Origin of the sequence: Robertmurraya korlensis (assembly GCF_023715225.1) — a bacterium.
Taxonomy (GTDB): Bacteria; Bacillota; Bacilli; order Bacillales; family Cytobacillaceae; genus Robertmurraya_A.
Genome location: NZ_JAMBNS010000010.1, coordinates 179,978 through 201,120, shown reverse-complemented (window position 1 = coordinate 201,120; position 21,143 = coordinate 179,978). Strand labels below are relative to the sequence as shown.

At 37.4% G+C, this 21,143-nt stretch carries 23 protein-coding genes; 21 read left to right on the top strand and 2 right to left on the bottom strand.

The features are described from left to right. Nucleotides 1–20 precede the first annotated feature (20 nt). Nucleotides 21–1,010: an LCP family glycopolymer transferase gene (locus M3175_RS18245; protein ID WP_251522177.1), complete on the bottom strand. Its 990-nt coding sequence runs from the start codon at nucleotides 1,008–1,010 to the stop codon at nucleotides 21–23. Between the two features lie 187 nt (nucleotides 1,011–1,197). Here M3175_RS18245 and M3175_RS18240 point away from each other — a divergent pair, with 187 nt between their 5' ends. The 9 genes from M3175_RS18240 (at nucleotide 1,198) to M3175_RS18200 (ending at nucleotide 9,801) form a co-directional block, all read left to right on the top strand. Continuing rightward, nucleotides 1,198–2,004, top strand: a complete 807-nt coding sequence (locus tag M3175_RS18240; RefSeq protein ID WP_251522175.1) for a glycosyltransferase family 2 protein — start codon at nucleotides 1,198–1,200, stop codon at nucleotides 2,002–2,004. A 32-nt stretch (nucleotides 2,005–2,036) separates the two neighbouring features. Next, a complete protein-coding gene (locus M3175_RS18235) occupies nucleotides 2,037–3,380 on the top strand; it encodes a hypothetical protein (RefSeq protein WP_251522173.1) in 1,344 nt (447 codons plus the stop codon). Nucleotides 3,381–3,395: 15 nt separating this feature from the next. After that, nucleotides 3,396–4,232, top strand: a complete 837-nt coding sequence (locus tag M3175_RS18230; RefSeq protein WP_251522171.1) for a glycosyltransferase — start codon at nucleotides 3,396–3,398, stop codon at nucleotides 4,230–4,232. A 14-nt stretch (nucleotides 4,233–4,246) separates the two neighbouring features. Further along, nucleotides 4,247–4,951: a glycosyltransferase gene (locus M3175_RS18225; protein WP_251522169.1), complete on the top strand. Its 705-nt coding sequence runs from the start codon at nucleotides 4,247–4,249 to the stop codon at nucleotides 4,949–4,951. 111 nt (nucleotides 4,952–5,062) lie between these two features. Beyond that, nucleotides 5,063–5,935 (top strand): glucose-1-phosphate thymidylyltransferase RfbA, encoded by an 873-nt coding sequence (gene rfbA / locus M3175_RS18220; RefSeq protein WP_251522166.1) that lies wholly within the window; start codon nucleotides 5,063–5,065, stop codon nucleotides 5,933–5,935. Between the two features lie 22 nt (nucleotides 5,936–5,957). Next, nucleotides 5,958–6,518 (top strand): dTDP-4-dehydrorhamnose 3,5-epimerase, encoded by a 561-nt coding sequence (rfbC, locus tag M3175_RS18215; protein ID WP_251522165.1) that lies wholly within the window; start codon nucleotides 5,958–5,960, stop codon nucleotides 6,516–6,518. A gap of 15 nt (nucleotides 6,519–6,533) precedes the next feature. Next, nucleotides 6,534–7,556 (top strand): dTDP-glucose 4,6-dehydratase, encoded by a 1,023-nt coding sequence (gene rfbB / locus M3175_RS18210; RefSeq protein ID WP_251522163.1) that lies wholly within the window; start codon nucleotides 6,534–6,536, stop codon nucleotides 7,554–7,556. Then, nucleotides 7,556–8,398: a dTDP-4-dehydrorhamnose reductase gene (rfbD, locus tag M3175_RS18205; protein ID WP_251522161.1), complete on the top strand. Its 843-nt coding sequence runs from the start codon at nucleotides 7,556–7,558 to the stop codon at nucleotides 8,396–8,398. The genes rfbB and rfbD overlap by 1 nt, the downstream gene beginning before the upstream one ends. 308 nt (nucleotides 8,399–8,706) lie before the next feature. Beyond that, a complete protein-coding gene (locus tag M3175_RS18200) occupies nucleotides 8,707–9,801 on the top strand; it encodes a glycosyltransferase family 4 protein (protein ID WP_251522159.1) in 1,095 nt (364 codons plus the stop codon). A 45-nt stretch (nucleotides 9,802–9,846) separates the two neighbouring features. Here M3175_RS18200 and M3175_RS18195 read toward each other — a convergent pair whose 3' ends face one another. Next, nucleotides 9,847–10,479: a YigZ family protein gene (locus tag M3175_RS18195; RefSeq protein ID WP_251522157.1), complete on the bottom strand. Its 633-nt coding sequence runs from the start codon at nucleotides 10,477–10,479 to the stop codon at nucleotides 9,847–9,849. Between the two features lie 393 nt (nucleotides 10,480–10,872). Here M3175_RS18195 and M3175_RS18190 point away from each other — a divergent pair, with 393 nt between their 5' ends. The 12 genes from M3175_RS18190 to flgL all read left to right on the top strand — a co-directional run bounded on the left by M3175_RS18190 (nucleotide 10,873) and on the right by flgL (nucleotide 21,098). Next, complete coding sequence (locus M3175_RS18190) at nucleotides 10,873–12,015, top strand: sensor histidine kinase (protein WP_251522155.1); 1,143 nt, start codon at nucleotides 10,873–10,875, stop codon at nucleotides 12,013–12,015. Nucleotides 12,016–12,047: 32 nt separating this feature from the next. Next, nucleotides 12,048–12,725, top strand: coding sequence for a response regulator (locus tag M3175_RS18185; RefSeq protein WP_251522153.1), 678 nt, complete (start codon nucleotides 12,048–12,050; stop codon nucleotides 12,723–12,725). A gap of 142 nt (nucleotides 12,726–12,867) precedes the next feature. Continuing rightward, entirely contained in the window at nucleotides 12,868–13,023 is a 156-nt protein-coding gene (sda, locus tag M3175_RS25180; protein WP_371321709.1) for a sporulation histidine kinase inhibitor Sda, read from the top strand. Nucleotides 13,024–13,123: 100 nt separating this feature from the next. Further along, nucleotides 13,124–13,960: a DegV family protein gene (locus tag M3175_RS18180; protein WP_251522151.1), complete on the top strand. Its 837-nt coding sequence runs from the start codon at nucleotides 13,124–13,126 to the stop codon at nucleotides 13,958–13,960. 114 nt (nucleotides 13,961–14,074) lie between these two features. Next, nucleotides 14,075–15,433, top strand: coding sequence for an ATP-dependent helicase ComFA (locus M3175_RS18175; protein ID WP_251522149.1), 1,359 nt, complete (start codon nucleotides 14,075–14,077; stop codon nucleotides 15,431–15,433). Then, on the top strand, nucleotides 15,430–16,128 hold the full coding sequence (locus M3175_RS18170; protein ID WP_371321708.1) for a ComFC family protein: 699 nt from the start codon (nucleotides 15,430–15,432) through the stop codon (nucleotides 16,126–16,128). Before M3175_RS18175 ends, M3175_RS18170 begins: the two co-directional genes overlap by 4 nt. A 99-nt stretch (nucleotides 16,129–16,227) precedes the next feature. After that, nucleotides 16,228–17,031, top strand: a complete 804-nt coding sequence (locus M3175_RS18165) for an N-acetylmuramoyl-L-alanine amidase family protein (protein WP_251522147.1) — start codon at nucleotides 16,228–16,230, stop codon at nucleotides 17,029–17,031. 287 nt (nucleotides 17,032–17,318) lie between these two features. Then, a complete protein-coding gene (locus M3175_RS18160; RefSeq protein ID WP_251522145.1) occupies nucleotides 17,319–17,735 on the top strand; it encodes a TIGR03826 family flagellar region protein in 417 nt (138 codons plus the stop codon). A 128-nt stretch (nucleotides 17,736–17,863) separates the two neighbouring features. Continuing rightward, on the top strand, nucleotides 17,864–18,127 hold the full coding sequence (flgM, locus tag M3175_RS18155; protein ID WP_251522144.1) for a flagellar biosynthesis anti-sigma factor FlgM: 264 nt from the start codon (nucleotides 17,864–17,866) through the stop codon (nucleotides 18,125–18,127). A 20-nt stretch (nucleotides 18,128–18,147) separates the two neighbouring features. Then, a complete protein-coding gene (locus M3175_RS18150) occupies nucleotides 18,148–18,636 on the top strand; it encodes a flagellar protein FlgN (protein ID WP_251522143.1) in 489 nt (162 codons plus the stop codon). A gap of 18 nt (nucleotides 18,637–18,654) precedes the next feature. After that, on the top strand, nucleotides 18,655–20,205 hold the full coding sequence (gene flgK / locus M3175_RS18145; RefSeq protein WP_251522142.1) for a flagellar hook-associated protein FlgK: 1,551 nt from the start codon (nucleotides 18,655–18,657) through the stop codon (nucleotides 20,203–20,205). 11 nt (nucleotides 20,206–20,216) lie between these two features. Further along, nucleotides 20,217–21,098, top strand: coding sequence for a flagellar hook-associated protein FlgL (flgL, locus tag M3175_RS18140; protein ID WP_251522137.1), 882 nt, complete (start codon nucleotides 20,217–20,219; stop codon nucleotides 21,096–21,098). The last annotated feature ends 45 nt before the right edge of the window (nucleotides 21,099–21,143 follow it).

The window sequence follows — 21,143 nt, the reverse complement described above, 5'->3', positions numbered from 1 at the left end:
AGTTCCTGAACCTTTTTTTGTTAATAAATATTTGAAGCCTCAACTGTATCAGTTGGTAAACCTAAGTGAGTGCGTATTTCATCCGACAATGCTTGTCTTGTCTCATCGTCAACGCTGTAATAGTAAACATCGTTAATTGTTTCGTTTTCACCAGGAATTTCAACTTTTTCGATCGTTTCAGCTGCGTCTTTATATTGTTTTTGTATGGCAAGAATTTCATCTAAAGTTAAATTTGTTTTCACATTTTTCTCTAATGCGGATAAGATATCATCGTAACTTGTTAATGTTTTTAGTGATAGTCCTTTGTCGATAACTTTTGAGATTACTTCTTTTTGTCGTTCTTGTCTACCAAAATCACCAAGTGGATCTTGCTTTCTCATTCTAGCATATTGTAGTGCTTCTTCCCCATCTAAGTGATGTTGACCTTCAGTCAGAAAAACACCATCTAATTCAAACTCATACTCGTTATATACATTAATTCCCCCGACTGCGTCCACGATATCCTTAAAACCTTCCATATTAATCTCAACATAATAGTCTATTGGAACATTTAAGAAATGCTCAATGGAATTGATTGTCATCTCAATACCGCCAAATGCATAGGCATGGTTCATTTTACTTACTGTATTTTCTTCAGGATCATCCGGGTCAATAAGCTCAGCTCTTGTATCACGAGGAATACTGACGATTTTTGAAGACTTTAGGTCTGGGTTAAGTGTCATCACTAACATAGAATCCGTACGCCCATTGTCCCCTTCACGTTCATCAACACCAACCAAAAGAATAGAAAGTGGATCTTTGTCTTTAAATAAGACCTCTTCTGGTCGTTTTTCCGATACTTTTCTTTCTAGAGGGTTATTCATATTATCAACGGCATTTACTACATTTGAATACACATTATAAAGATAGAATCCGCCGCCAATAATAAAAAGGGTCATTGTTAGTAATATAATACGAAGCCATCTAGGTCTTCTTTGTTTTTTTCTTTTATTTGACAATCTTGAATTCATTAGAAAATTCCTTTCTAATTTTACGTCGTTTTTTGGCTCTTTTTGTAGTAACCATAAATTAAATTATAACTTTTACTTGATATAGCTGGCAACTGAAAAAAATTAACTATATATTGTTCTCTTTAAAAATAGTTGATGTTATAATATTTTTTTGTAGGTTTAGAAAAATTAATTCTTAAATTTATCAATGGAAAGAAGTGTTACATTGATGGTAAATGCAAAAGTAGCCATAAGCATAGTAACTTATAATAGTAAACATATATTCCAAGTTTTAGATCATGCAAAATCTGAATTTGGAGGAGACAATCAGTTTCGATTTGTTATCTTTGATAATAATTCGAATGATGATTATAAAGAACAATTAACTCGTTATTCCGATTTTGCTGATATTATCTTTTATAAAGAGAATAATGGATTTGGTTTTGGTCACAACTATAATTTATTACACTCTAATGAAGAGTATTTCCTTATTTTTAATCCTGATATCATTCTAAAAAGAGAAGATTTATTAGCAATGATTGATACGATGGATCAAGACCCATCTATCTCTTTATTAGTTCCTAAAGTATTGAATCCAGATGGTTCGGTACAGCATTTGATTAGAGATCGTGTGACTGTCTTTGATTATGCGTTACGATTCATTCCGTTTTCCTTCGTAAAGAAGATGTTTTCTGGAAGATTAGCCTCCTACGAGTGTAGAAACCTTCCGAACGACCGTTTAGTAGATATCCGTATTGGCTCCGGTTGTTTCATGCTTATAAAAGGTTCAGACTTTAAAGAAATTAACGGATTTGACGATCGCTATTTCATGTACTTCGAGGATTACGATCTATGTCTGGAATTAGGGAAGAAAAATAAAAGAGTGGTTTATACACCTTTTTCAGAGGTCATTCATTATTATGAGAGAGGTGCACATAAGAATAAAAAACTATTTCAGATCTTCATGAAATCTATGATGAAATTCTTTAATAAGTGGGGCTGGAAATTAATCTAGTCCTATTCATACATAATGGGAGAGGATTTTTTATGAATCGGTTTGAAAAAATATTACTTACGGTATTCTTTGTCGAGCTCTTTGTCGGAGGTGGGGGAAGACTCATAGATTTTGGGTTCTTATCTATTCGACAAGTGCTGTTTATCTTACTCCTTGTTACTTTTTCTTTAAGAATTATTAGAGAAAAGGCCATTGTTAACAAGGAAGTAAATACATTTATCAAGTTTAATTCTGTGTCAATTGGTTTGTATTTGTTGCTTTTTTGGTTTTTCGTAAGTGCTTTGATAGGGTTTCTAAATGGTCATCCTCTATCAATTATTGTTATGGACCTATTTAGAGTCATCTTTTTTGTGGCTTATTTTCCCTTAGCCTATTACATCTCAGAGACAAGATTTACAAAGGAAAGAGTTATCAAAATATTAAAATACAGTGCTCTAGCAGTGGCAATACTTACATTAGTCATTGGTTTATTAGGAAAGACGGTATTTAGTGCCAACTTTGTACCTTTTTATCGTTTTATGAACACGATTATGAATGATGATTTATTTTTCAGACCGAGTAATGGTGTTTTTTATAAAAGTCATCTATATGTCTTAATCGGCTTAATTATTTCGTTAAATGCTGTCTTAAATAAAAAATACTCAAAGCTTGATATAGCCAATATTATTCTCTGCTCAACGTCGATCTTCTGGTCTGAAACAAGAGGATTCTTATTAGCGTTTATGTTAAGTGCGCTAGTGATTATTATTTTAGATGTTAAAGTGGTTGCTGATCCTATAAAAGGGTTTATTAATAAACTTCGAACGTTCTACCAGACAAAGCAAATCTTTGTAAAATCATTGATCCTTCTTCTTATTGTAGTCTCTCTACCGTTTATGTATAAACATATGACTTTAGAGAGATTTGAAACGGGTGTGTCAAGCGACCCTGCTCAGACCGAACAAGAAGAGTTGGAAGGTGATGGAGAAGTAAATGATGTTAGTGTAAATGCTCGGTTAGAGTTTATTGTGGATTCAAAGGATATCTTACTTGGTAATTTCACATATTTAATAGTAGGAACAGGATATGGTATGGAGATTGCAGGAAGGGTTAATGGGATTGAGATGACCTTCCTTGACGTATTAGTTGAACAGGGGATAATCGGATTAGCTATTTGGATCTATTTGAGCTTACATGTATTCTACAATTATTACGTGGCTTATAAAAAAGGGCAAAAATTAAATTGTATAGATATTTCTTTAATGGCAGCCTTTATGGGAGTGTTAATGCTTACCAATATTAATCCATTTTTGAATAACCCAATTGGGATTACGTTTTTCTTAATTATGCTAGTTTTTTCCCTAAATAAAAGGAACGATGTTGTACGATCTCTATAATAGAGAGGGCAGATTATGAAACTTACCATTGTAGCAGTTCTTTATAAACAAAAAATAGAAGAATCGAAGACCTTTCAGACGTTAAACAAAGCATTTGTTACTCGACCAAATATGTCAGCTGAAACCGAATTAGTGATATATGATAATAGCCCTGATAGTCAAAAGTGTACGGTTGAAGAAAATCTATGGGGAAAGGTTCAATATATTCACGACCACCGAAATCTTGGGTTAGTAACAGCTTATAATTATGCTTTTCAAGCTGCAAAGGAAAATGGTAGCAAATGGCTCTTGTTGCTTGATCATGATACGGAGCTTACTGAGGAGTATGTAGAACAGATTGCATCTAGTTTAGATGTAGACACCACTGTTGCTGCAGTTGTACCTAGAATTTTTTCTGAAGAAACCATGATTTCACCAGTAGTGGCTGATGCTCTTCGACCGCTAAAGACAGAAAAGTTACAAGCGGGTCTTCAGGAAAAGCCGACTATGGCCATTAATTCTGGATCGCTGATTCAAGTCTCTTTCTTAAAGGAGATTGATGGATTTAATAAGAGCTTTCCATTAGACTATCTAGACCATTGGTTGTTCCATGAAATCTACGCTAGAGGTTATAAAGTTCTTGTATTAGAAGCTTCTTTAAACCATGAATTATCCGTACTGGATTATAGTAGAGTTTCACTAGAACGTTACCGAAGCATATTGGATACTGAAATCTACTATTTTAAAAATTATAAAAACGAATTATTGCCAGCTTATAAAATTCAACTAATGAAGCGTCTGCTTAAACAAGTAGTGGTAGTGAAGAACAAGAAAATTGCCGCGTATACTTTACGGCGTATTTTTTCTATATAGAAAGGATTTTGATTATGCTTTCGGTTTGCTTAGCAACTTATAACGGAGAAGACTTTGTGGTCCGGCAGCTTGAATCGGTCCTTAAGCAACTCAATGATTCGGATCAGGTCGTAGTTGTAGATGATTGTTCAAAGGATCAAACGGTTTCTTTGATTAAAGAAACATTTGGAGGCCGTGTTGAGGTTTTCGTGAATGCTAGCAACTCTGGTCCGGTTAAAAGCTTTGAAAAAGCAATATCCTTGGCAAAAGGCGACATTGTATTTCTATGTGATCAGGATGATATTTGGGAAGATGAGAAGGTCGAAAGAGTTTTGGATGCCTTCCAGAATCAAGAGGCTGATCTTGTTATACATGATGCTTATGTGGTTGATGGGAATTTACAGACTATCCATTCTTCTTGGAATCAATACAATAATAATCAAGTGAACCAAGGAATAATGGGTAATATAATGAAAAATGCTTTTACAGGTGCGATGATGGCTTTTAGAAAGGAATTAGTGCCATTATTTCTTCCTCTACCAGGGACGATAGAAATGCATGACCAATGGATTGCTATAGCCGCTATGCTAAATAAAAAAAAAATCGTTACTATTCAAGAGCCCTTAATGAAGTATGTTCGTCATGGTGGGAATGTAACAGGGATGAAAAAGCGCTCATTATTTGAACAAATAGAAGGTCGACTAGGAACGGTCACAGCCATTTTAAGATATAGAAAGTAAGAGTTTTTACAGTGTTTGTCTTTTTTTGTTCTTTTCTTTATAATAATTGAGGAAGATTGGCGGAATTTGTCTATTTTGACTATATAATCGAAAACTGAGGAGTTGTTTTGTTTGAAAGGAATCATACTTGCTGGTGGAAGCGGTACACGCCTTTATCCATTAACAAAAGTAGTTTCTAAGCAGTTATTACCTGTCTATGATAAACCAATGATCTATTATCCACTTTCTGTTTTGATGTTAGCTGGAATCAAAGATATTTTAATCATTTCTACACCAGAAGATACGGCACGTTTTGAACAAATTTTAGGTGATGGATCTGACCTTGGAATGAACTTTACATACAAAATTCAGCCTGATCCAGGTGGACTAGCTCAAGCGTTTATTTTAGGAGATGAGTTTATCGGAGACGATAGCGTCGCTCTTGTGCTTGGAGATAATATTTTCTACGGTCATGGCTTAACGGAGCAATTAAGAAGAGCTGCTTCTCGTGAATCAGGTGCAACGGTGTTTGGTTACTACGTAAATGACCCTGAGAGATTTGGTGTCGTGGAGTTTGATGAAAGTGGAAAAGCTGTTTCTATTGAAGAAAAGCCAGAAACACCAAAATCAAACTATGCTGTAACCGGATTATACTTCTATGATAACCGTGTAGTAGAAATCGCAAAGAACATCCAACCTTCACCACGTGGAGAGCTAGAAATCACAGACGTGAACAAAGCTTACCTTGAAATGGGTGAACTGAATGTTGAGCTTCTTGGTCGTGGATATGCATGGTTAGATACGGGGACGCACGCATCTCTATTAGAGGCTTCGCAATTTATTGAAACGGTTGAGAAAAGACAGTCTCTAAAAATTGCTTGTCTAGAGGAGATTGCTTATAAAATGGGTTATATCACAAAAGAGAAGCTACTTGAACTTGCTGAACCATTAAAGAAGAATCAGTATGGACAGTATTTAGTTAAAATCGCTAGCCAAGGTAAGTAATCCATTAAGTGAGGGTAAAAAAATGAATGTTATTGAAACAAAACTATCTGGTGTCAAAATTTTAGAGCCGAAGGTGTTCGGTGACCACCGTGGCTATTTTATGGAGAGCTATAATAAGCATCTTTATGATGAGCTTGGTTTGAAATTTGACTTCATTCAAGACAATCAGTCATTGTCTGCTCCAGTACACACACTTCGCGGTTTACACTTTCAGTTAAACCCGAAAGCACAAACGAAATTGGTTCGCTGTGTGACAGGAGCGATTTATGATGTAGCAGTCGATATCCGTAAAGGATCTCCTACATATGGACAATGGGTAGGAGTGGTGCTTTCTGAGCATAATAAGCGTCAACTACTTGTACCGAAGGGCTTTGCACATGGATTCTGTACATTAGTACCAGATTCTACAGTTGCTTATAAAGTGGATGAGTATTATTCACCGGAGCATGATGGGGGAATTGCTTGGGACGATCCAGCACTAGCTATAGATTGGCCTACTACCAACCCAATCTTGTCTGATAAAGATACAAAGCATCCCACTTTAGCAGAAGCAACACATCTGAACTTTGTGTTTGAGGAATAGGAGGAAAAACAAGATATGAAATTATTAGTAACTGGTGGAGCGGGCTTTATTGGAAGTAATTTTGTCCGCTACATGGTAAACAAGTATCCAGAATATACAATTGTAAACCTTGATTTATTAACATATGCAGGGAACCTAGAAAACTTAAAGGACATTGAAAATGCTTCTAACTACAAATTCGTTCGTGGTGATATTGCAGATCGTGACTTTGTTGACGGCCTTTTTAAAGAAGAAAAGTTTGATTATGTATTAAACTTTGCAGCTGAATCTCACGTTGACCGTAGTATTACAGATCCAGGGATTTTCGTACAAACGAATATTCAAGGAACTTTAGCTTTGTTAGATGCTGCTAAGACGTATAAAGTAACGAAATATCTTCAAGTTTCAACGGATGAAGTATACGGAACTTTAGGGGAAACAGGTTACTTCACAGAGGAAACGCCACTTGCTGCTAACAGCCCATACAGTGCGAGTAAAGCAGGAGCAGACTTACTAGTTCGTGCTTATAACGAAACATTCGGATTACCAGTGAACATCACGCGTTGTTCAAATAACTATGGTCCATTCCACTTCCCTGAGAAGTTAATCCCGCTAATGATCATTAATGCTTTAAATGATAAGGAGCTTCCAATCTACGGAGACGGATTAAACATTCGTGACTGGCTACACGTAGAAGATCACTGCCAAGCGATTGACCTTGTCCTTCATAAAGGTCGTGATGGAGAAGTGTACAATGTTGGTGGAAACAATGAACGTACGAATATAGAGATCGTTAAAACCATCCTTAAGCATTTAGGTAAGCCAGAGTCATTAATGAAGTTTGTTAAGGATCGTCCTGGTCACGACCGTCGTTATGCAATCGATGCAACTAAGCTTCGTACAGAGCTAGGTTGGTCACCGAAGTATAACTTTGATACAGGAATTGAACAAACAATTAAGTGGTACCTAGAAAATCAAGAGTGGTGGGAAAACATTATCTCTGGTGACTATCAAGACTACTTCAAAGCACAGTATTCTGATCGCTTAGAGGTTGAATAATGTTAGTTTTAGTCACTGGCATTAATGGACAACTTGGGTATGATGTAGTAAAGGAGCTAACAGCAAAAGGGCATGAAGCGGTTGGTGTTGATCGTGCTCAACTGGATATAACAGATGAAGCTGCTGTTTCTTCTTATGTACAAAATCTAAAGCCCGAAGCAATTATCCACTGTGCAGCTTATACAAATGTAGATGCTGCAGAAACAGATAAAGAGGGTGCCTATAAGGTAAATGCCCTAGGTACAAAATACCTTGCAGAAGCAGCTAAGGTTGAAGATGCGAAAATGGTGTATGTAAGTACCGACTATGTATTTGACGGCAATGGAACAGAGCCGTACGAAGTAGATCATCCAACTAGTCCACTTGGTGTCTATGGAGAAACAAAGCTTGATGGAGAGATAATCCTTCAAGACACATTGGAAAAGTATTTTATAGTAAGAACTGCATGGGTATATGGAATCAACGGAAACAACTTTGTAAAAACGATGCTAAAGCTAGCTCAGGATCGTAACGAGTTAGGAGTTGTATATGATCAGGTTGGTTCTCCTACTTATACGGTTGATTTAGCAAAGTTTTTGGTAGAGTTAGTAGTTTCCGAAAAATATGGATTATACCATGCTTCTAACGAGGGTATATGCTCATGGCATGAGTTTGCTGTTGAGATTTTTAAGCAAGCGAAATTGGATATAAAAGTGAATCCTTTGACTTCGGAGGAATTTCCTCGTCCAGCAGCCAGACCAAAATATTCAGTTTTAAGTAAAAAGAAAATAGTGGAGAATGGCTTTACTCCAATGCGTGATTGGAAGGAAGCTTTAAAAGATTATCTAAAAGAATTGTCATAAATGAAAGCTTGTAGAGTATATTTGGCTCTACAGGCTTTTTTTATATGTAATCTGAAAATTTTAACTTTATTTTTTATAGAAACTTTTTCTACATCAGTTCGTCAAATTAGGTGGAGATTAAAAATATTACGTTTTTATTAAATATATAAAGGGTAATAAAATATCATTTCAATTAGAAAGACCTGTATGATATAATTCACAAGGAATTAGTTTTTCCAATAATTACTCTGAATATTAGACAATAAAGAAAAAAAATCTACATTTTTTTTCACTAAATAGATAATGATATAAATATGGAGGGGCATACTGTGTATTTGACTCTAATTATTTGTTTCTTTGCAGCAATACTTCTCACACCGGTTGTCAAAAAGCTTGCCTTCATCATTGGCGCTACAGATCAGCCTAATCAAAGAAAAGTTCATCAAAAAATCATGCCTCGCCTAGGTGGTTTGGCTATTTATATTAGTTTTCTCATTGGGGTATTTATCCTTCAGCCAAATGATACTTACCTTATTTCAGTCTTGAACCTTGATGGTAGCATTCACTTACCAATCCTTATTGGAAGTTTGATTATCATTTTGACAGGTGCATTTGATGATGTGAAGGAAATTTCACCACGAATAAAGTTACTCGGCCAAATTGCTGCTGCATTAGTAGTAGTGGTGGTAGGAGATTTGAGAGTAGAATTCATCAACTTACCTTTTGGTGGTCAGTTGGACTTTGGTTACTTTAGTATTCCAATCACGATGGTATGGATCATAGGGATTACAAATGCGATCAACTTGATTGATGGTTTAGATGGACTTGCAGCAGGGGTTTCAACCATCGCCTTGTTCACAATTGCTGGAATGGCCTATACGATGGGGAATCCATACGTCATGATCATGGCTCTCATTTTAGCAGTGTCAACACTTGGATTTTTGCTTTATAATTTCCATCCTGCAAAGATTTTTATGGGAGATACGGGAGCATTATTTTTAGGGTATATGATTGCTGTTCTATCTCTGTTAGGCTTTAAAGGAGTTACGTTTGTATCGTTAATTATCCCGGTCATTATTTTGGGAGTACCAATTTCGGATACGCTTTTTGCTATCGTTAGACGCTTAGTCAACAAACAGCCTTTGTCAGCACCAGATAAATCACATTTACATCACTGTTTATTAAGGCTAGGTTATTCACACAGACAAACCGTTGTTTTAATATACGCAATGAGTGGCATTTTTGGCTTAGCAGCATTTATCTTCTCTCAAGCCACTCTATGGGGTTCAACGGTTATTATATTAACCATTCTTATTGCAGTTGAACTATTTGTTGAAAAGATTGGTTTAGTTGGCGAAGATTATCGACCACTGTTAAATTTTATTAAGGGACTTAAACCGATAAACGTTAAAGATAAAGCCTAATATAGAAAAGACCTCATTGGATTAAACCGAGAGGTCTTTTCTATATTATATAAGTGTTTCTTGATATAGGGTTTCTCCAGTAGATATTTTCCCCTGTCCATTAGTCATTTCTATCATCCAATCGTTGAATTGACCTACTTGTGCCTCTTCTACAAACACTTCAAATTCAACTGCATCCAGGTAATGTATTTCTTTGATTTCATATATGGACGCGCGAAGTTCATTTTCCAGCTTACCAAGCCAAGTATAGTCAACTTTAACGTGAACAACTTGCATGAGCTTACGCTCGACGATTCCAGTTGCATTCAAGCCCTCTGACGTTGCTTTTCCATATGCACGGATGAGCCCGCCAGCTCCTAGCTTAATTCCACCAAAGTAGCGGGTAATGACAACGACCGTATCCTTTAGCTTTCTTTTCTTTAATACCTCGAGAATTGGGACACCGGCTGTACCAGATGGTTCACCATCGTCATTTGCTTTTTGAATGAGATCATGTTCACCGATTAAATAGGCTGAGCAATTGTGCGTTGCATTCCAGTGCTTCTTTTTTATGCTCTGAATGAATTCTATTGCTTCTTCCTCTGTTTCTGCTCTGGATATATGAGCGATAAATCGAGATTTTTCTATTACAATTTCATGTTCGCCGTAGCCTTTAATGGTTTGATAGGACGGGAGCATTATATTAGCTCCTTTCTATGTAAAGATTTTCAATGAATAATTTCTTAGTAATAGTATAAAACTTATCGACATATTTCATCAAACTTCAAACTGTTTGTAAACAAACTTTAATCTATGTAATTTTTTATCGTGTTATAATTAAAAAGTGATATAAACTCACAATACCTACTATATCAACATAATATTTTTAGTTCTTAGGTATTATAAAAGTAACGAATGTTAAATTTAATATATAGGATAAATAGCATGTTTCGTGAAAGAAATCTCGTTCTTTTTAACGATTTTCTTATGTTTCGACAGTTTTTTCACCACCAACTGATAGTATATTTATCTAAATCAAGCTAAAATAATATCAAAGCCGAAAGGGAAAATGGGACCCTTGGAGGAATTATTATGTTGAAGAAAAAGTTTGATATTAAGATGCTTGATTTTATCCTTGAAAAAATGATAGAGACGGTCGGTACGAGTAAGGACGAAATTTTCCGTATTGGTGAGCAGTGTCGGAAGGACTATGAATCGCTCGCAGATGAACTAAAAGATGTGAAACGAATGGTCATCGAAGTGATTGATGATGGTGATAAGCTTGAAACTCAATCACGCTTTGCTAGGAAAAGATTATCGGAAGTAAGCATGCACTTCAAGGACTATACCGAAGCAGAGGTTCGCGATGCTTACGAAAAAGCTCATCAGCTCCAAATGGAACTGAACATGAAGCGACAAATGGAGAAGCAGCTTCGTGATCGCCGTGACGATATTGAACGCCGATTACATGGTCTGACTGAAACCATTGACCGTGCGGAACATCTTGTTTCTCAGATTTCTGTTGTTATGAACTATCTCATGAGTGACCTTAAGCAAGTTGGAGAAGTATTAGAGGACGCAAAGCAGAAGCAGGAATTTGGCTTGCGAATAATAGAGGCGCAGGAAGAAGAAAGAAAACGAGTGTCTCGAGAAATCCACGATGGTCCTGCTCAAATGATGGCAAACGTGATGATGCGCTCGGATTTAATTGAACGCGTTTTCCGTGAGCATGGGGAACAAGCAGGTATGGGTGAGATTAAAAATTTAAAAAAGATGGTGCGAAATGCGTTGTATGAGGTACGTAGAATTATCTATGACCTTCGCCCAATGGCACTGGATGACCTGGGCTTAGTGCCTACCCTCAAAAAGTACTTGCAAACGATAGAAGAGTATCATAGTGATACAAAAATAAATTTTGTAAGTATGGGCAATGAAAAAAGGTTACCAGCCAAGTTTGAGGTCGCATTATTTCGATTGATACAGGAATCCGTTCAAAATGCCATCAAACACGCAGAAGCACATGAAATAAAAGTTAAACTCGAACTGACAAGAAATAGTATTTCAGTAGTAGTAAAAGATGACGGCAAAGGCTTTGATATGAATATGGACAAGCCAGAGTCGTTTGGAATATTAGGTATGAAAGAGAGAGTGGAGCTTCTACAAGGGCAGCTTTCCATCGACTCAAAAGTTGGTCGAGGAACGATTGTCATTATACAAGTTCCATTAGAGAGTTAATTTATTGAATAGGCTTAGGGAGGCTGAGAGAAATGACTACAAAGATTGCCATTATTGATGACCACCAGTTATTTAGAGAAGGTGTCAAAAGAATATTAGATTTTGAAAAAACGTTTGAGGTTGTTGCAGAAGGGGAAGACGGCAACCAAGCAGTTGCGATTGTTGAAGAGTTTCAACCGGACGTAATTATTATGGATATTAATATGCCAGATGTGAATGGCGTGGAAGCCACTCGTCAACTGATTGAGAATTTCCCTGAATCAAAAGTAATCATACTTTCCATTCATGATGACGAAAACTACGTAACACATGCGCTTCAAACAGGTGCAAGTGGGTATCTATTGAAAGAAATGGACGCAGATGCGCTAGTTGAAGCGGTAAAAGTAGTGGCTGATGGAGGATCCTACTTACATCCGAAAGTAACACATAACCTGGTAAGAGAATACCGTCGATTAGCTGGCGAAGGCGGTGGAGGCTATGTGGGAGCGGCTGAAATTCGTCGCCCACTTCACTTATTAACTCGCCGTGAGTGTGAAGTTCTTCAGTTGTTAACGGACGGAAAGAGTAACCGTGGTATTGGTGAAGCTTTATTTATTAGTGAAAAAACAGTTAAGAACCATGTGAGTAATATTCTTCAAAAAATGAATGTAAATGACCGTACTCAAGCGGTAGTAGAAGCGATTAAAAAAGGTTGGGTTGAGGTTCGATAATATATAAGAAAAGAGGTATCTATCTAGAAAATCTGGATGGGTGCCTCTTTTATATTTGTAAGCATTTTTAATTTTGACAATGTAGTGAAAAACATTTTACAAATAGGAGTTTTTGCTTATAATACTACTCATACTAGTATAAATGGGGGTGCTTTCCATTAATACATCTTTGGGTATTTTATCAGATGAGGATTTAGTTACCGTTTATAGCAAGGCATTAAATTATCAATTGGATAACAAATTTGTCGAACTGATTTTGGAAGAGTTGAACCGTAGGGGCTTAAAGGAAGCGAGTTGAGATTTCCCTTATGTGCGTGTAGGTAATGCAATTTGTATAGTTTTCATATAAAATATGTTTGAGACATATAGTAGAGAAAAACAAAGGTGGTTACTTTTATATGAAAACGGCAGTTGTAACGGATAGTACCGCGTACATCCCGAAAGACCTGCGTGACAAGCTTAATATTCATATGATTCCTTTAAGTGTGATATTTGGTACTGAGACGTATCGAGAAGAAGTAGAGATTACCTCCTCAGAGTTTTTTGAAGAGGTAAAGAATCGCGAGCTTCCAACCACGTCACAGCCACCCGTTGGTGAGTTTGTTCAGCTATTTGAACAACTATCGAAAGACTATGATTCAGTGGTTAGCATCCACCTATCAAGCGGGATTAGCGGCACCTTTCAAGGGGCAGTATCAGCTGGAGAAATGGTAGAGAATATTAATGTATTTGCCTTTGACTCGGAAATTAGCTGCATGGTACAAGGGTTTTATGTACTAGAAGCAGCACAAATGGCTCAAGAAGGTAAGGAGCCAGAGGAAATCATGGCAAGGCTAGAAGAAATGAAGAAAACGTTGTACGCTTACTTTATGGTGGATGATTTATCTCATTTACAGCGTGGCGGAAGATTATCAAGTGCACAGGCGTTAATTGGAAGCTTGTTGCAGGTGAAGCCACTTCTTCATTTTCAGGATAAAAAGATTGTACCGTATGAAAAGATTCGTACACGAAAAAAAGCGATGCGTCGTATGGTAGACTTGTTGGCAGAAGCTTCTGCTGGTGAGGAATACCGTGCAGTGATTATTCATGCCAATCGCGAGCAGGAAGCAAATGAATGGAAGAAAGAACTTGAAGCTGAGCTTCCAAACGTAGAATTTGTGATTAGTTACTTCGGACCGGTTATCGGTACACATTTGGGTGAAGGTTCTATGGGCCTTGGCTGGGTAAAGAAATAATTTTTGATTACTGAACTTATATCTTTTTTATTATTAGGCACCATTTCAGCGATTGCTGGAATGGTGTTTGTAGTTTTCAGATGTTTTTTGAAAATTGGATTATGAGGTGATAATTTGAATTTAGTCAATCCCCTTCGAAATGTCCTCGCTGGAAAGCAGCTTCTTCGTGAAGAAATCCCCTTTGAGTTAGTTGATTCTCCAAGTATTTCTCAGAGACCTGGAATTGTGGTTGAAAAGAAAGGTCGTGCATACTGTAATCGATGTGGTAATAGTGATATGGAGTTGCTTGCTGAGTTTCCATGTGCACGGTGTGGGAAAAAGTGCTTGTATTGTCGCACTTGTATCATGATGGGGCGTGTAAGTGAGTGTACGCCTTTGTATGGATGGAGTGGGGAGATGCCTGAGATAGATGCTGCTCCTCTTCAGTGGAAAGGTACGTTGTCGGATGGTCAGCAGGTCGCTTCTGATCGAGTGGTGGAGGCTATTTCTCATAATGAAGAGTTGCTTGTTTGGGCGGTATGTGGTGCGGGAAAGACAGAGTTACTTTTTAAAGGGATTGAAATGGCTTTTGCTAATTGCAAGCGAGTGTGTATTGCTACCCCGCGTACAGACGTTGTGCTAGAACTAACTCCAAGATTACAATCTGTTTTTCCCTCTATAGAAGTTGCTTCTTTATATGGTGGCTCAGATGACCGCCATCAGTTTTCCCCTTTAACGATTACAACTACCCACCAGTTACTACGATTTTATGAAGCATTTGATGTGATGATTGTTGATGAAGTGGATGCTTTTCCTTATTCTGTAGATCCGATGCTCAAGTTTGCTGTGAAGAATGCTAGGAAGGAATCTTCGAGTTTGATTTATTTAACGGCTACTCCTATCCAGAAATGGCAGAGGGAATGCCGGGGCGGGAAGCGGAAGTTTGTTACGATTCCTGCTCGTTTTCATAGGCGTGCGTTGCCAGAACCTGAGTTTGTTTGGTGTGGCAACTGGGGGAAGGTGGTTAAGAAAGGACAATTACCTGTGAGGTTACAAAGGTGGGTTGAACAGCGATTATTAGCTGGAACGCCAATGTTAGTATTTGTTCCGACTGTTGAATGGATGCTTAAGTTATTGCCATTGTTACAAATGTTTGATAACAAAATTGAATCAGTGCATGCGGAAGATCCTGAAAGAAAAGAGAAGGTATTGAGGATGAGAAAGAGGGAGATTCCGTTACTTATAACGACAACCATTCTTGAAAGGGGAGTGACATTTCCTGGTCTGGAAGTTGCTGTACTTGGTGCTGAAGATCCGATTTTTACAGAGGCGGCACTTGTTCAGATTGCAGGAAGGGTTGGTCGAAGTGTAATAAAACCGTCTGGCAATGTGACCTATTTTCATAATGGGAAGACAGAGTCGATGGTAAAGGCTAAACATCAGATCGTTTCAATGAATAAAGAAGCTAAAGTTAAGGGGCTGATTGACGAGTGAAATGCCTTTACTGTGGAGAAATGATCATCTTGGCAATTGGTTGGACCAATTTGCTTTCTAGGGAGGACGAGGTTTTGTTATGTGACCAATGTACAAAACAGCTTGTACCTATAGAGGGAGAAGTTTGTGCTCGCTGTAGTCGACCTTTTGAAGGCTTGGCAGAGGAATTTCAAAAAGGTGAGTTATGTTACGACTGTGTTCGTTGGGAGGAACACGCAGAGTGGAATGGAGTTCTTGAACGCAATATATCACTTTATATCTATAATGATTTTCTAAAAGAGGTGATTAGCCGTTATAAGTTCCGAGGGGATTATGAAATTTCAAAGTTTTTTGGGAATGAGCTAAAAAGGGTGATAAAAAACCTCGAGTATGACTTTCTAGTGCCTATCCCATTAAGTGAGACTCGTTTATATGAACGTGGATTTAATCAGGCAGAAGCGTTAATTGTTGAGGCAGGACTTAATCATGCAAATGTATTAAACCGGAATCATTCGAAAAAGCAATCTAAGAAGACTCGTAAAGAACGAATTGGAAGTGACAATGTGTTTATATTCAGTAATATTGAACAAGTTTTGGGAAAGAAAGTGGTGCTTGTGGATGATGTCTATACGACAGGCTCAACAATTATGCATGCAGCAAGGGTGTTAAAGGACCATGGAGCTTACTCCATTTCATCTATTACGTTTGCAAGATGACAGTTTTATGAACAATATAAAAAAATCCGCCATTGCCCAGTTTGCCTTATATATAGAAAAGGGAAAAGGTAAAACAATAATAAAGACGGGGTGAGTGCAATGGTGAAAATATTTATTGACCCAGGTCATGGTGGAACGGATTCTGGAGCAGTTGGAAATGGAATCCAAGAAAAGAATATCACGCTTCAAATTGCTCAAAAAGTTAGAGAAATTTTAGAAAGAGAATATAACAATGTATCAGTGAGAATGAGTCGAACAGGAGATCAAACCGTATCCCTTAATCAACGTACGAATACAGCTAATCAGTGGGGAGCAGATTTTTTCCTTTCTATTCATATTAACTCGGGGGGAGGAAGAGGATATGAGGATTTTATTCTTAGCAATTTATCTTCTGCCTCAAGAACTGCACAAATTCAAAGAGCTATCCACCTAGAGATCATAACTAAAAATAACTTGTTTGATCGAGGTTCCAAACAGGCTGATTTTCACGTATTAAGAGAAAGTAATATGGATGCCGTTTTAACTGAAAATGGTTTTATAGATAATGCCGAAGATGCTGCGAAAATGAAGGATCCTAGCTGGATCGAAAATGTAGCAAGAGGGCATGCGCAAGGAATAGCAAATGCCTTTGGATTACAAAGGACTACAGAAAATGATGAGTATAAAGTTATTATCCCGAATACAGCGTTTTGGCAAGCGAGATACCTTGTTAGGGAATTCCAAGGAAGGGGATATCGAGCTCAGGGAGTCGCGCTAAAAACATATGGACCAAACGAGCAACCAGCCGAAAATGATCCCTATTCGTTTGTATTATTTACTGATTATGAAAATGCAAGGAATCTTGTCATTGAATTGAAAAACAGAGGCTATGATCGAACTTATGGAACTAGGATAACTTCATAAATCACTAGAGGAAGGTCGCCTATCCTAAAATTTTTCCGACTCGGGTTACCTTCCAAGATTATTTACTAATTATTGCACATTCGACAAATACTTATTTTTACAAACCCTCAAAAAAGTTCAATCAAACGTTTGATTGAATTTACTCCACGTATAGAGCCTCAAGGCGTATACCCACTTCAATCAAACGACCGATTGAATACATTTACTTCCAAATAATTTTCATACCCTTCCACAAATCGACAAGCTATAATGAGTCTATCGACATATTTAATAAAGGGGATAAAGTAATGGCTCAAATAGAAACATGCCCGAGTTGTGGCGATATATATGTAAAAAATCAATTTCGTGACGTTTGTCAAAAGTGCTGGAAAGAAGAAGAGCAAGCTTATGATCAAGTGTCTCGATTTATGAGAAAACGTGAAAATAGAGCGGCAACGATATTACAAGTTGTAGAAGCTGTAGGGATTGAAGAAGAGCTTTTGTTAAAATTCATTCGTTCCGGTCGTCTTAAGGTCACTCAATTTCCTAATCTTGGATATCCGTGTGACAAATGTGGGACTATTATACGTGCGGGTAAGCTATGTGAGCCATGCGCACTAGAAATTAAAAAGGACCTAGAGCAGCACATAAAGGATGAAGAATTTAAAGCAGAACAGCTAAAACGAGAAAAGGGTACTTACTTTACATCAAAAAACTCAAAATGATAATAGGAATAACTACCTATATATTTTAGTTATTTTGATACATTTTTGATAAAAGTGTTAAATAAACCTCCTATCTGTCCGATAATACTAGTAGAAGTTGGAACGGACTTTGAAGGAGATGGATATACATGAAAATTAACAACCTTGGACCAACAGGAATTAATCCATATAAAAAAGCAATCAACAAACTTGATAAAGTCAGTAACACAACAACTGCTAAAGCGGATAAGGTTGAGATTTCTTCCGCTGCGAAAGAAATGCAGCAAATTAATCAGCTTGATTCTGCTCGTCAAAAAAAGGTTGAAGAATTAAAACAACGCGTTCAAAATGGAACCTACAAATCAGATGCAGCAGCAACTGCTTCTAGCATCATTAACTACTTCAAAATATAAACACGAGAGGAGGGGCTTAGATGTCCGCTGATCAATTAGTAACAGTCATGGAAAGGCTTCTCGATTTGCATAAAAGCTTACTCGAAAAAGCCTATCAGAAAACGACGGTTATTGAAAAAGGGGACATTGAGGCCCTTAACACTGTCATTAAAGAAGAGCAAAAGCTTCTACCAACCATTAATAAATTCGAACAAGTAAGACAGCAGGTTGTGAGAAATTTTCTCACTCCTTTTCATGTCGAGGAAGAGAACTTTACCATTTCTACTTGTTTATCATTTATAGATGATTTAAATAAGGGCAAGCTTGCTGATTTGCGTGAGGAGCTATTAGAAGTTGCACAGACTCTTCAAAAGCAAAATGAGCTGAACTCTCAGCTAGTTAAGCAATCACTTCAATTTGTCCAAATGTCATTAGACATGTTTTACCCAAAAACACCTGAATTCAATTATGGACCACCTAAACAGTCCGGACCGTCCACATCGAATTCACTATTCAATCGAAAAGCCTAAAAGTGGAGGCGTGAAAATATGAGATCAACATTTATGGGATTGGAAACAGCCCGTAGAGGGATGTTTACACAACAAAGTGCACTTAATACAACAGGCCATAATATTGCGAATGCGAGTACTCCGGGATATACGAGACAGCGAATTAATTTTACTCAAACGGAGCCGTACCCAAGTGTTGGTCTAAATAAGCCGCAGCTGCCAGGACAAATGGGGACAGGTGTTGCTGCTGGGTCAGTGCAAAGAATCAGAGAAAGTTTTTTAGATGTACAATACCGTGGGGAGAATAATAAGCTTGGGTATTGGGAAGCGCGTGCTGAGTCATACACGAAGATGGAAGAGATAATGAATGAACCTTCTGATAGCGGACTTTCAGCAACAATGGATCAATTTTGGCAATCTTTACAGGACTTAGCTGTTAATCCGAGTAATCCTGGAGCACGTTCAGTTGTAAGGCAACGTGCAGTCGCTGTAACAGAAACGTTTAACTATCTTGCTAGCTCTTTAAATAGCATTCGTGCAGACTTAAAAAATGAAATTACGGTTACTGAAAAAGAAATTAATTCTCTTTCTGAACAGATTAATAATATAAATAACCAGATTGCTAGTGTTGAACCACATGGCCTACTGCCTAACGATCTATACGATGAGCGTGATCGACTCATTGATCAATTATCATCACTTGTAAATATTAAAGTGGATTATACTTCAAGTGGTGGAAATGCATCCACTCTTGCAGAAGGAAAAGTGAATATCACTTTACTTGATGCAAATGGTGCTAGCTTAGGCCAGTTAGTAAATGGGACAGGCTATAATAAGCTTACAGTTAATTTTAACGGTACCGATGAATCAGTGAAAACTGTTCAAATTGGTTCTACGCAAGTAGACTTCCAACAATTCAGTACAAGTGGAAAACTAAAAGCGCTTGTTGAGTCATATGGATATCAAAATGCTTCAGGTGAGGTAAGCGGAGTTTATCCAGATATGTTAGCTGAATTAGATAATATGGCATACATGTTTGCCTATCAGTTCAACCTTCAGCATGAGGCTGGTGCTACACCAAACCAGATTAACGGTTCAACTACTGATGATACCCCTGCATTTTTTTCAGATACAGAAAATGGAGCCGTTGATCTTGCCAATAAAAAAGGCATGGCCTCTCGTTTGCAAGTATCAGATGAAATTATGGCAAGTCTAGACAATATTGCAACAGCAAGTAAGGATAATCCTACACTAGGCGATGCAACAAATATTAAAGCATTAGCCGATATTATTAATAAGCCTTTTAAATATGGTAATGATACGGAATCTAGCTTTCGAAACTATTACGAGGTATTAGTTGGTGGGATGGCTGTAGATTCACAAGAAGCTGCAAGACTTTCAACAAACAGTGGTACACTTCGTCAATCGGTTGAAGAAAGACGTATGTCAGTAAGCTCTGTTTCTTTGGATGAAGAAATGACAAATATGATTCAATTCCAGCATGCTTACAATGCATCTGCGAGGATGATTTCTTTACAGGATGAACTATTAGATAAAATTATAAATGGTATGGGAACAGGCGGAAGGTAGGTGGATAAATTATGCGTGTAACACAAGGTATGCTAGCATCTAACTCATTAAGGAACTTGAGTAATAGCTATACACAGATGGGAAAATATCAGGATCAGTTAGCAACAGGGAAAAAGATTACAAAGCCTTCTGATGATCCTGTAGTTGCAATGAAAGGGATGTACTATCGATCAAATCTATCTGAGGTTGAACAATACAAGCGAAATTTATCTGAAGCTTACCTTTGGATGGAGAACTCAGAAGCTGGAGTGGAACATGTAAATGAAGCCCTTCAACGTGTGCGTGAATTAACTGTACAAGGTTCTAACGGTACGCTGTCAGATTCTGATAAAGAGGCAATTGCGAGAGAAATAGAACAAATTAAAAAGGAAATTATGAATGTTGCTAATACACAAGTAGCTGGTAGGTATATCTTTAATGGTACCAATACATCCAAACCACCTGTTCAAGATGGTGGGAGTGGTGCGCCACAAGTATCTTTGAATACAAGCGACTACTCAATAGAGGTATCTAGAGGAGTATCCTTAAAATCAAATATCAATCCAGATAATGTATTTGGACAAAAAATGTTTGATATTATACAAGGGATTCAGGAAACACTTAGTGGAACAGGTACTGCTGATTTAAATAACTTACTGAGTGATTTAGATACTCAGATGGATACAATTTCTGCAGAACGATCTGAACTAGGAGCTCGTTATAACCGTTTAGAAATGATTGAGGCACGAATCGATCAACAAGAAGTTATTTCAACTCGAATATTATCAGATAATGAAGATGCGGATCTAGAACGTGTAATTATGGATCTGACTAATCAAGAGAGTGTACATCGAGCTGCGCTAAGTGTGGGTGCGCGTATTATTCAACCAACATTGATGGACTTTTTAAGATAATGGTCAGAGAACGACCGAAGAATTTCTAGGGCTGACCTGCGTAAA

What these genes read in the sequence shown, in the direction of transcription:
- M3175_RS18245 (WP_251522177.1), bottom strand. Translation starts at nt 1,010, where the DNA reads ATGAATTCAAGATTGTCAAATAAAAGAAAAAAACAAAGAAGACCTAGA.
- M3175_RS18240 (WP_251522175.1), top strand. Translation starts at nt 1,198, where the DNA reads ATGGAAAGAAGTGTTACATTGATGGTAAATGCAAAAGTAGCCATAAGC.
- M3175_RS18235 (WP_251522173.1), top strand. Translation starts at nt 2,037, where the DNA reads ATGAATCGGTTTGAAAAAATATTACTTACGGTATTCTTTGTCGAGCTC.
- M3175_RS18230 (WP_251522171.1), top strand. Translation starts at nt 3,396, where the DNA reads ATGAAACTTACCATTGTAGCAGTTCTTTATAAACAAAAAATAGAAGAA.
- M3175_RS18225 (WP_251522169.1), top strand. Translation starts at nt 4,247, where the DNA reads ATGCTTTCGGTTTGCTTAGCAACTTATAACGGAGAAGACTTTGTGGTC.
- rfbC (WP_251522165.1), top strand. Translation starts at nt 5,958, where the DNA reads ATGAATGTTATTGAAACAAAACTATCTGGTGTCAAAATTTTAGAGCCG.
- rfbB (WP_251522163.1), top strand. Translation starts at nt 6,534, where the DNA reads ATGAAATTATTAGTAACTGGTGGAGCGGGCTTTATTGGAAGTAATTTT.
- rfbD (WP_251522161.1), top strand. Translation starts at nt 7,556, where the DNA reads ATGTTAGTTTTAGTCACTGGCATTAATGGACAACTTGGGTATGATGTA.
- M3175_RS18195 (WP_251522157.1), bottom strand. Translation starts at nt 10,479, where the DNA reads ATGCTCCCGTCCTATCAAACCATTAAAGGCTACGGCGAACATGAAATT.
- M3175_RS18190 (WP_251522155.1), top strand. Translation starts at nt 10,873, where the DNA reads ATGTTGAAGAAAAAGTTTGATATTAAGATGCTTGATTTTATCCTTGAA.
- M3175_RS18185 (WP_251522153.1), top strand. Translation starts at nt 12,048, where the DNA reads ATGACTACAAAGATTGCCATTATTGATGACCACCAGTTATTTAGAGAA.
- sda (WP_371321709.1), top strand. Translation starts at nt 12,868, where the DNA reads ATGGGGGTGCTTTCCATTAATACATCTTTGGGTATTTTATCAGATGAG.
- M3175_RS18180 (WP_251522151.1), top strand. Translation starts at nt 13,124, where the DNA reads ATGAAAACGGCAGTTGTAACGGATAGTACCGCGTACATCCCGAAAGAC.
- M3175_RS18165 (WP_251522147.1), top strand. Translation starts at nt 16,228, where the DNA reads ATGGTGAAAATATTTATTGACCCAGGTCATGGTGGAACGGATTCTGGA.
- M3175_RS18160 (WP_251522145.1), top strand. Translation starts at nt 17,319, where the DNA reads ATGGCTCAAATAGAAACATGCCCGAGTTGTGGCGATATATATGTAAAA.
- flgM (WP_251522144.1), top strand. Translation starts at nt 17,864, where the DNA reads ATGAAAATTAACAACCTTGGACCAACAGGAATTAATCCATATAAAAAA.
- M3175_RS18150 (WP_251522143.1), top strand. Translation starts at nt 18,148, where the DNA reads ATGTCCGCTGATCAATTAGTAACAGTCATGGAAAGGCTTCTCGATTTG.
- flgK (WP_251522142.1), top strand. Translation starts at nt 18,655, where the DNA reads ATGAGATCAACATTTATGGGATTGGAAACAGCCCGTAGAGGGATGTTT.
- flgL (WP_251522137.1), top strand. Translation starts at nt 20,217, where the DNA reads ATGCGTGTAACACAAGGTATGCTAGCATCTAACTCATTAAGGAACTTG.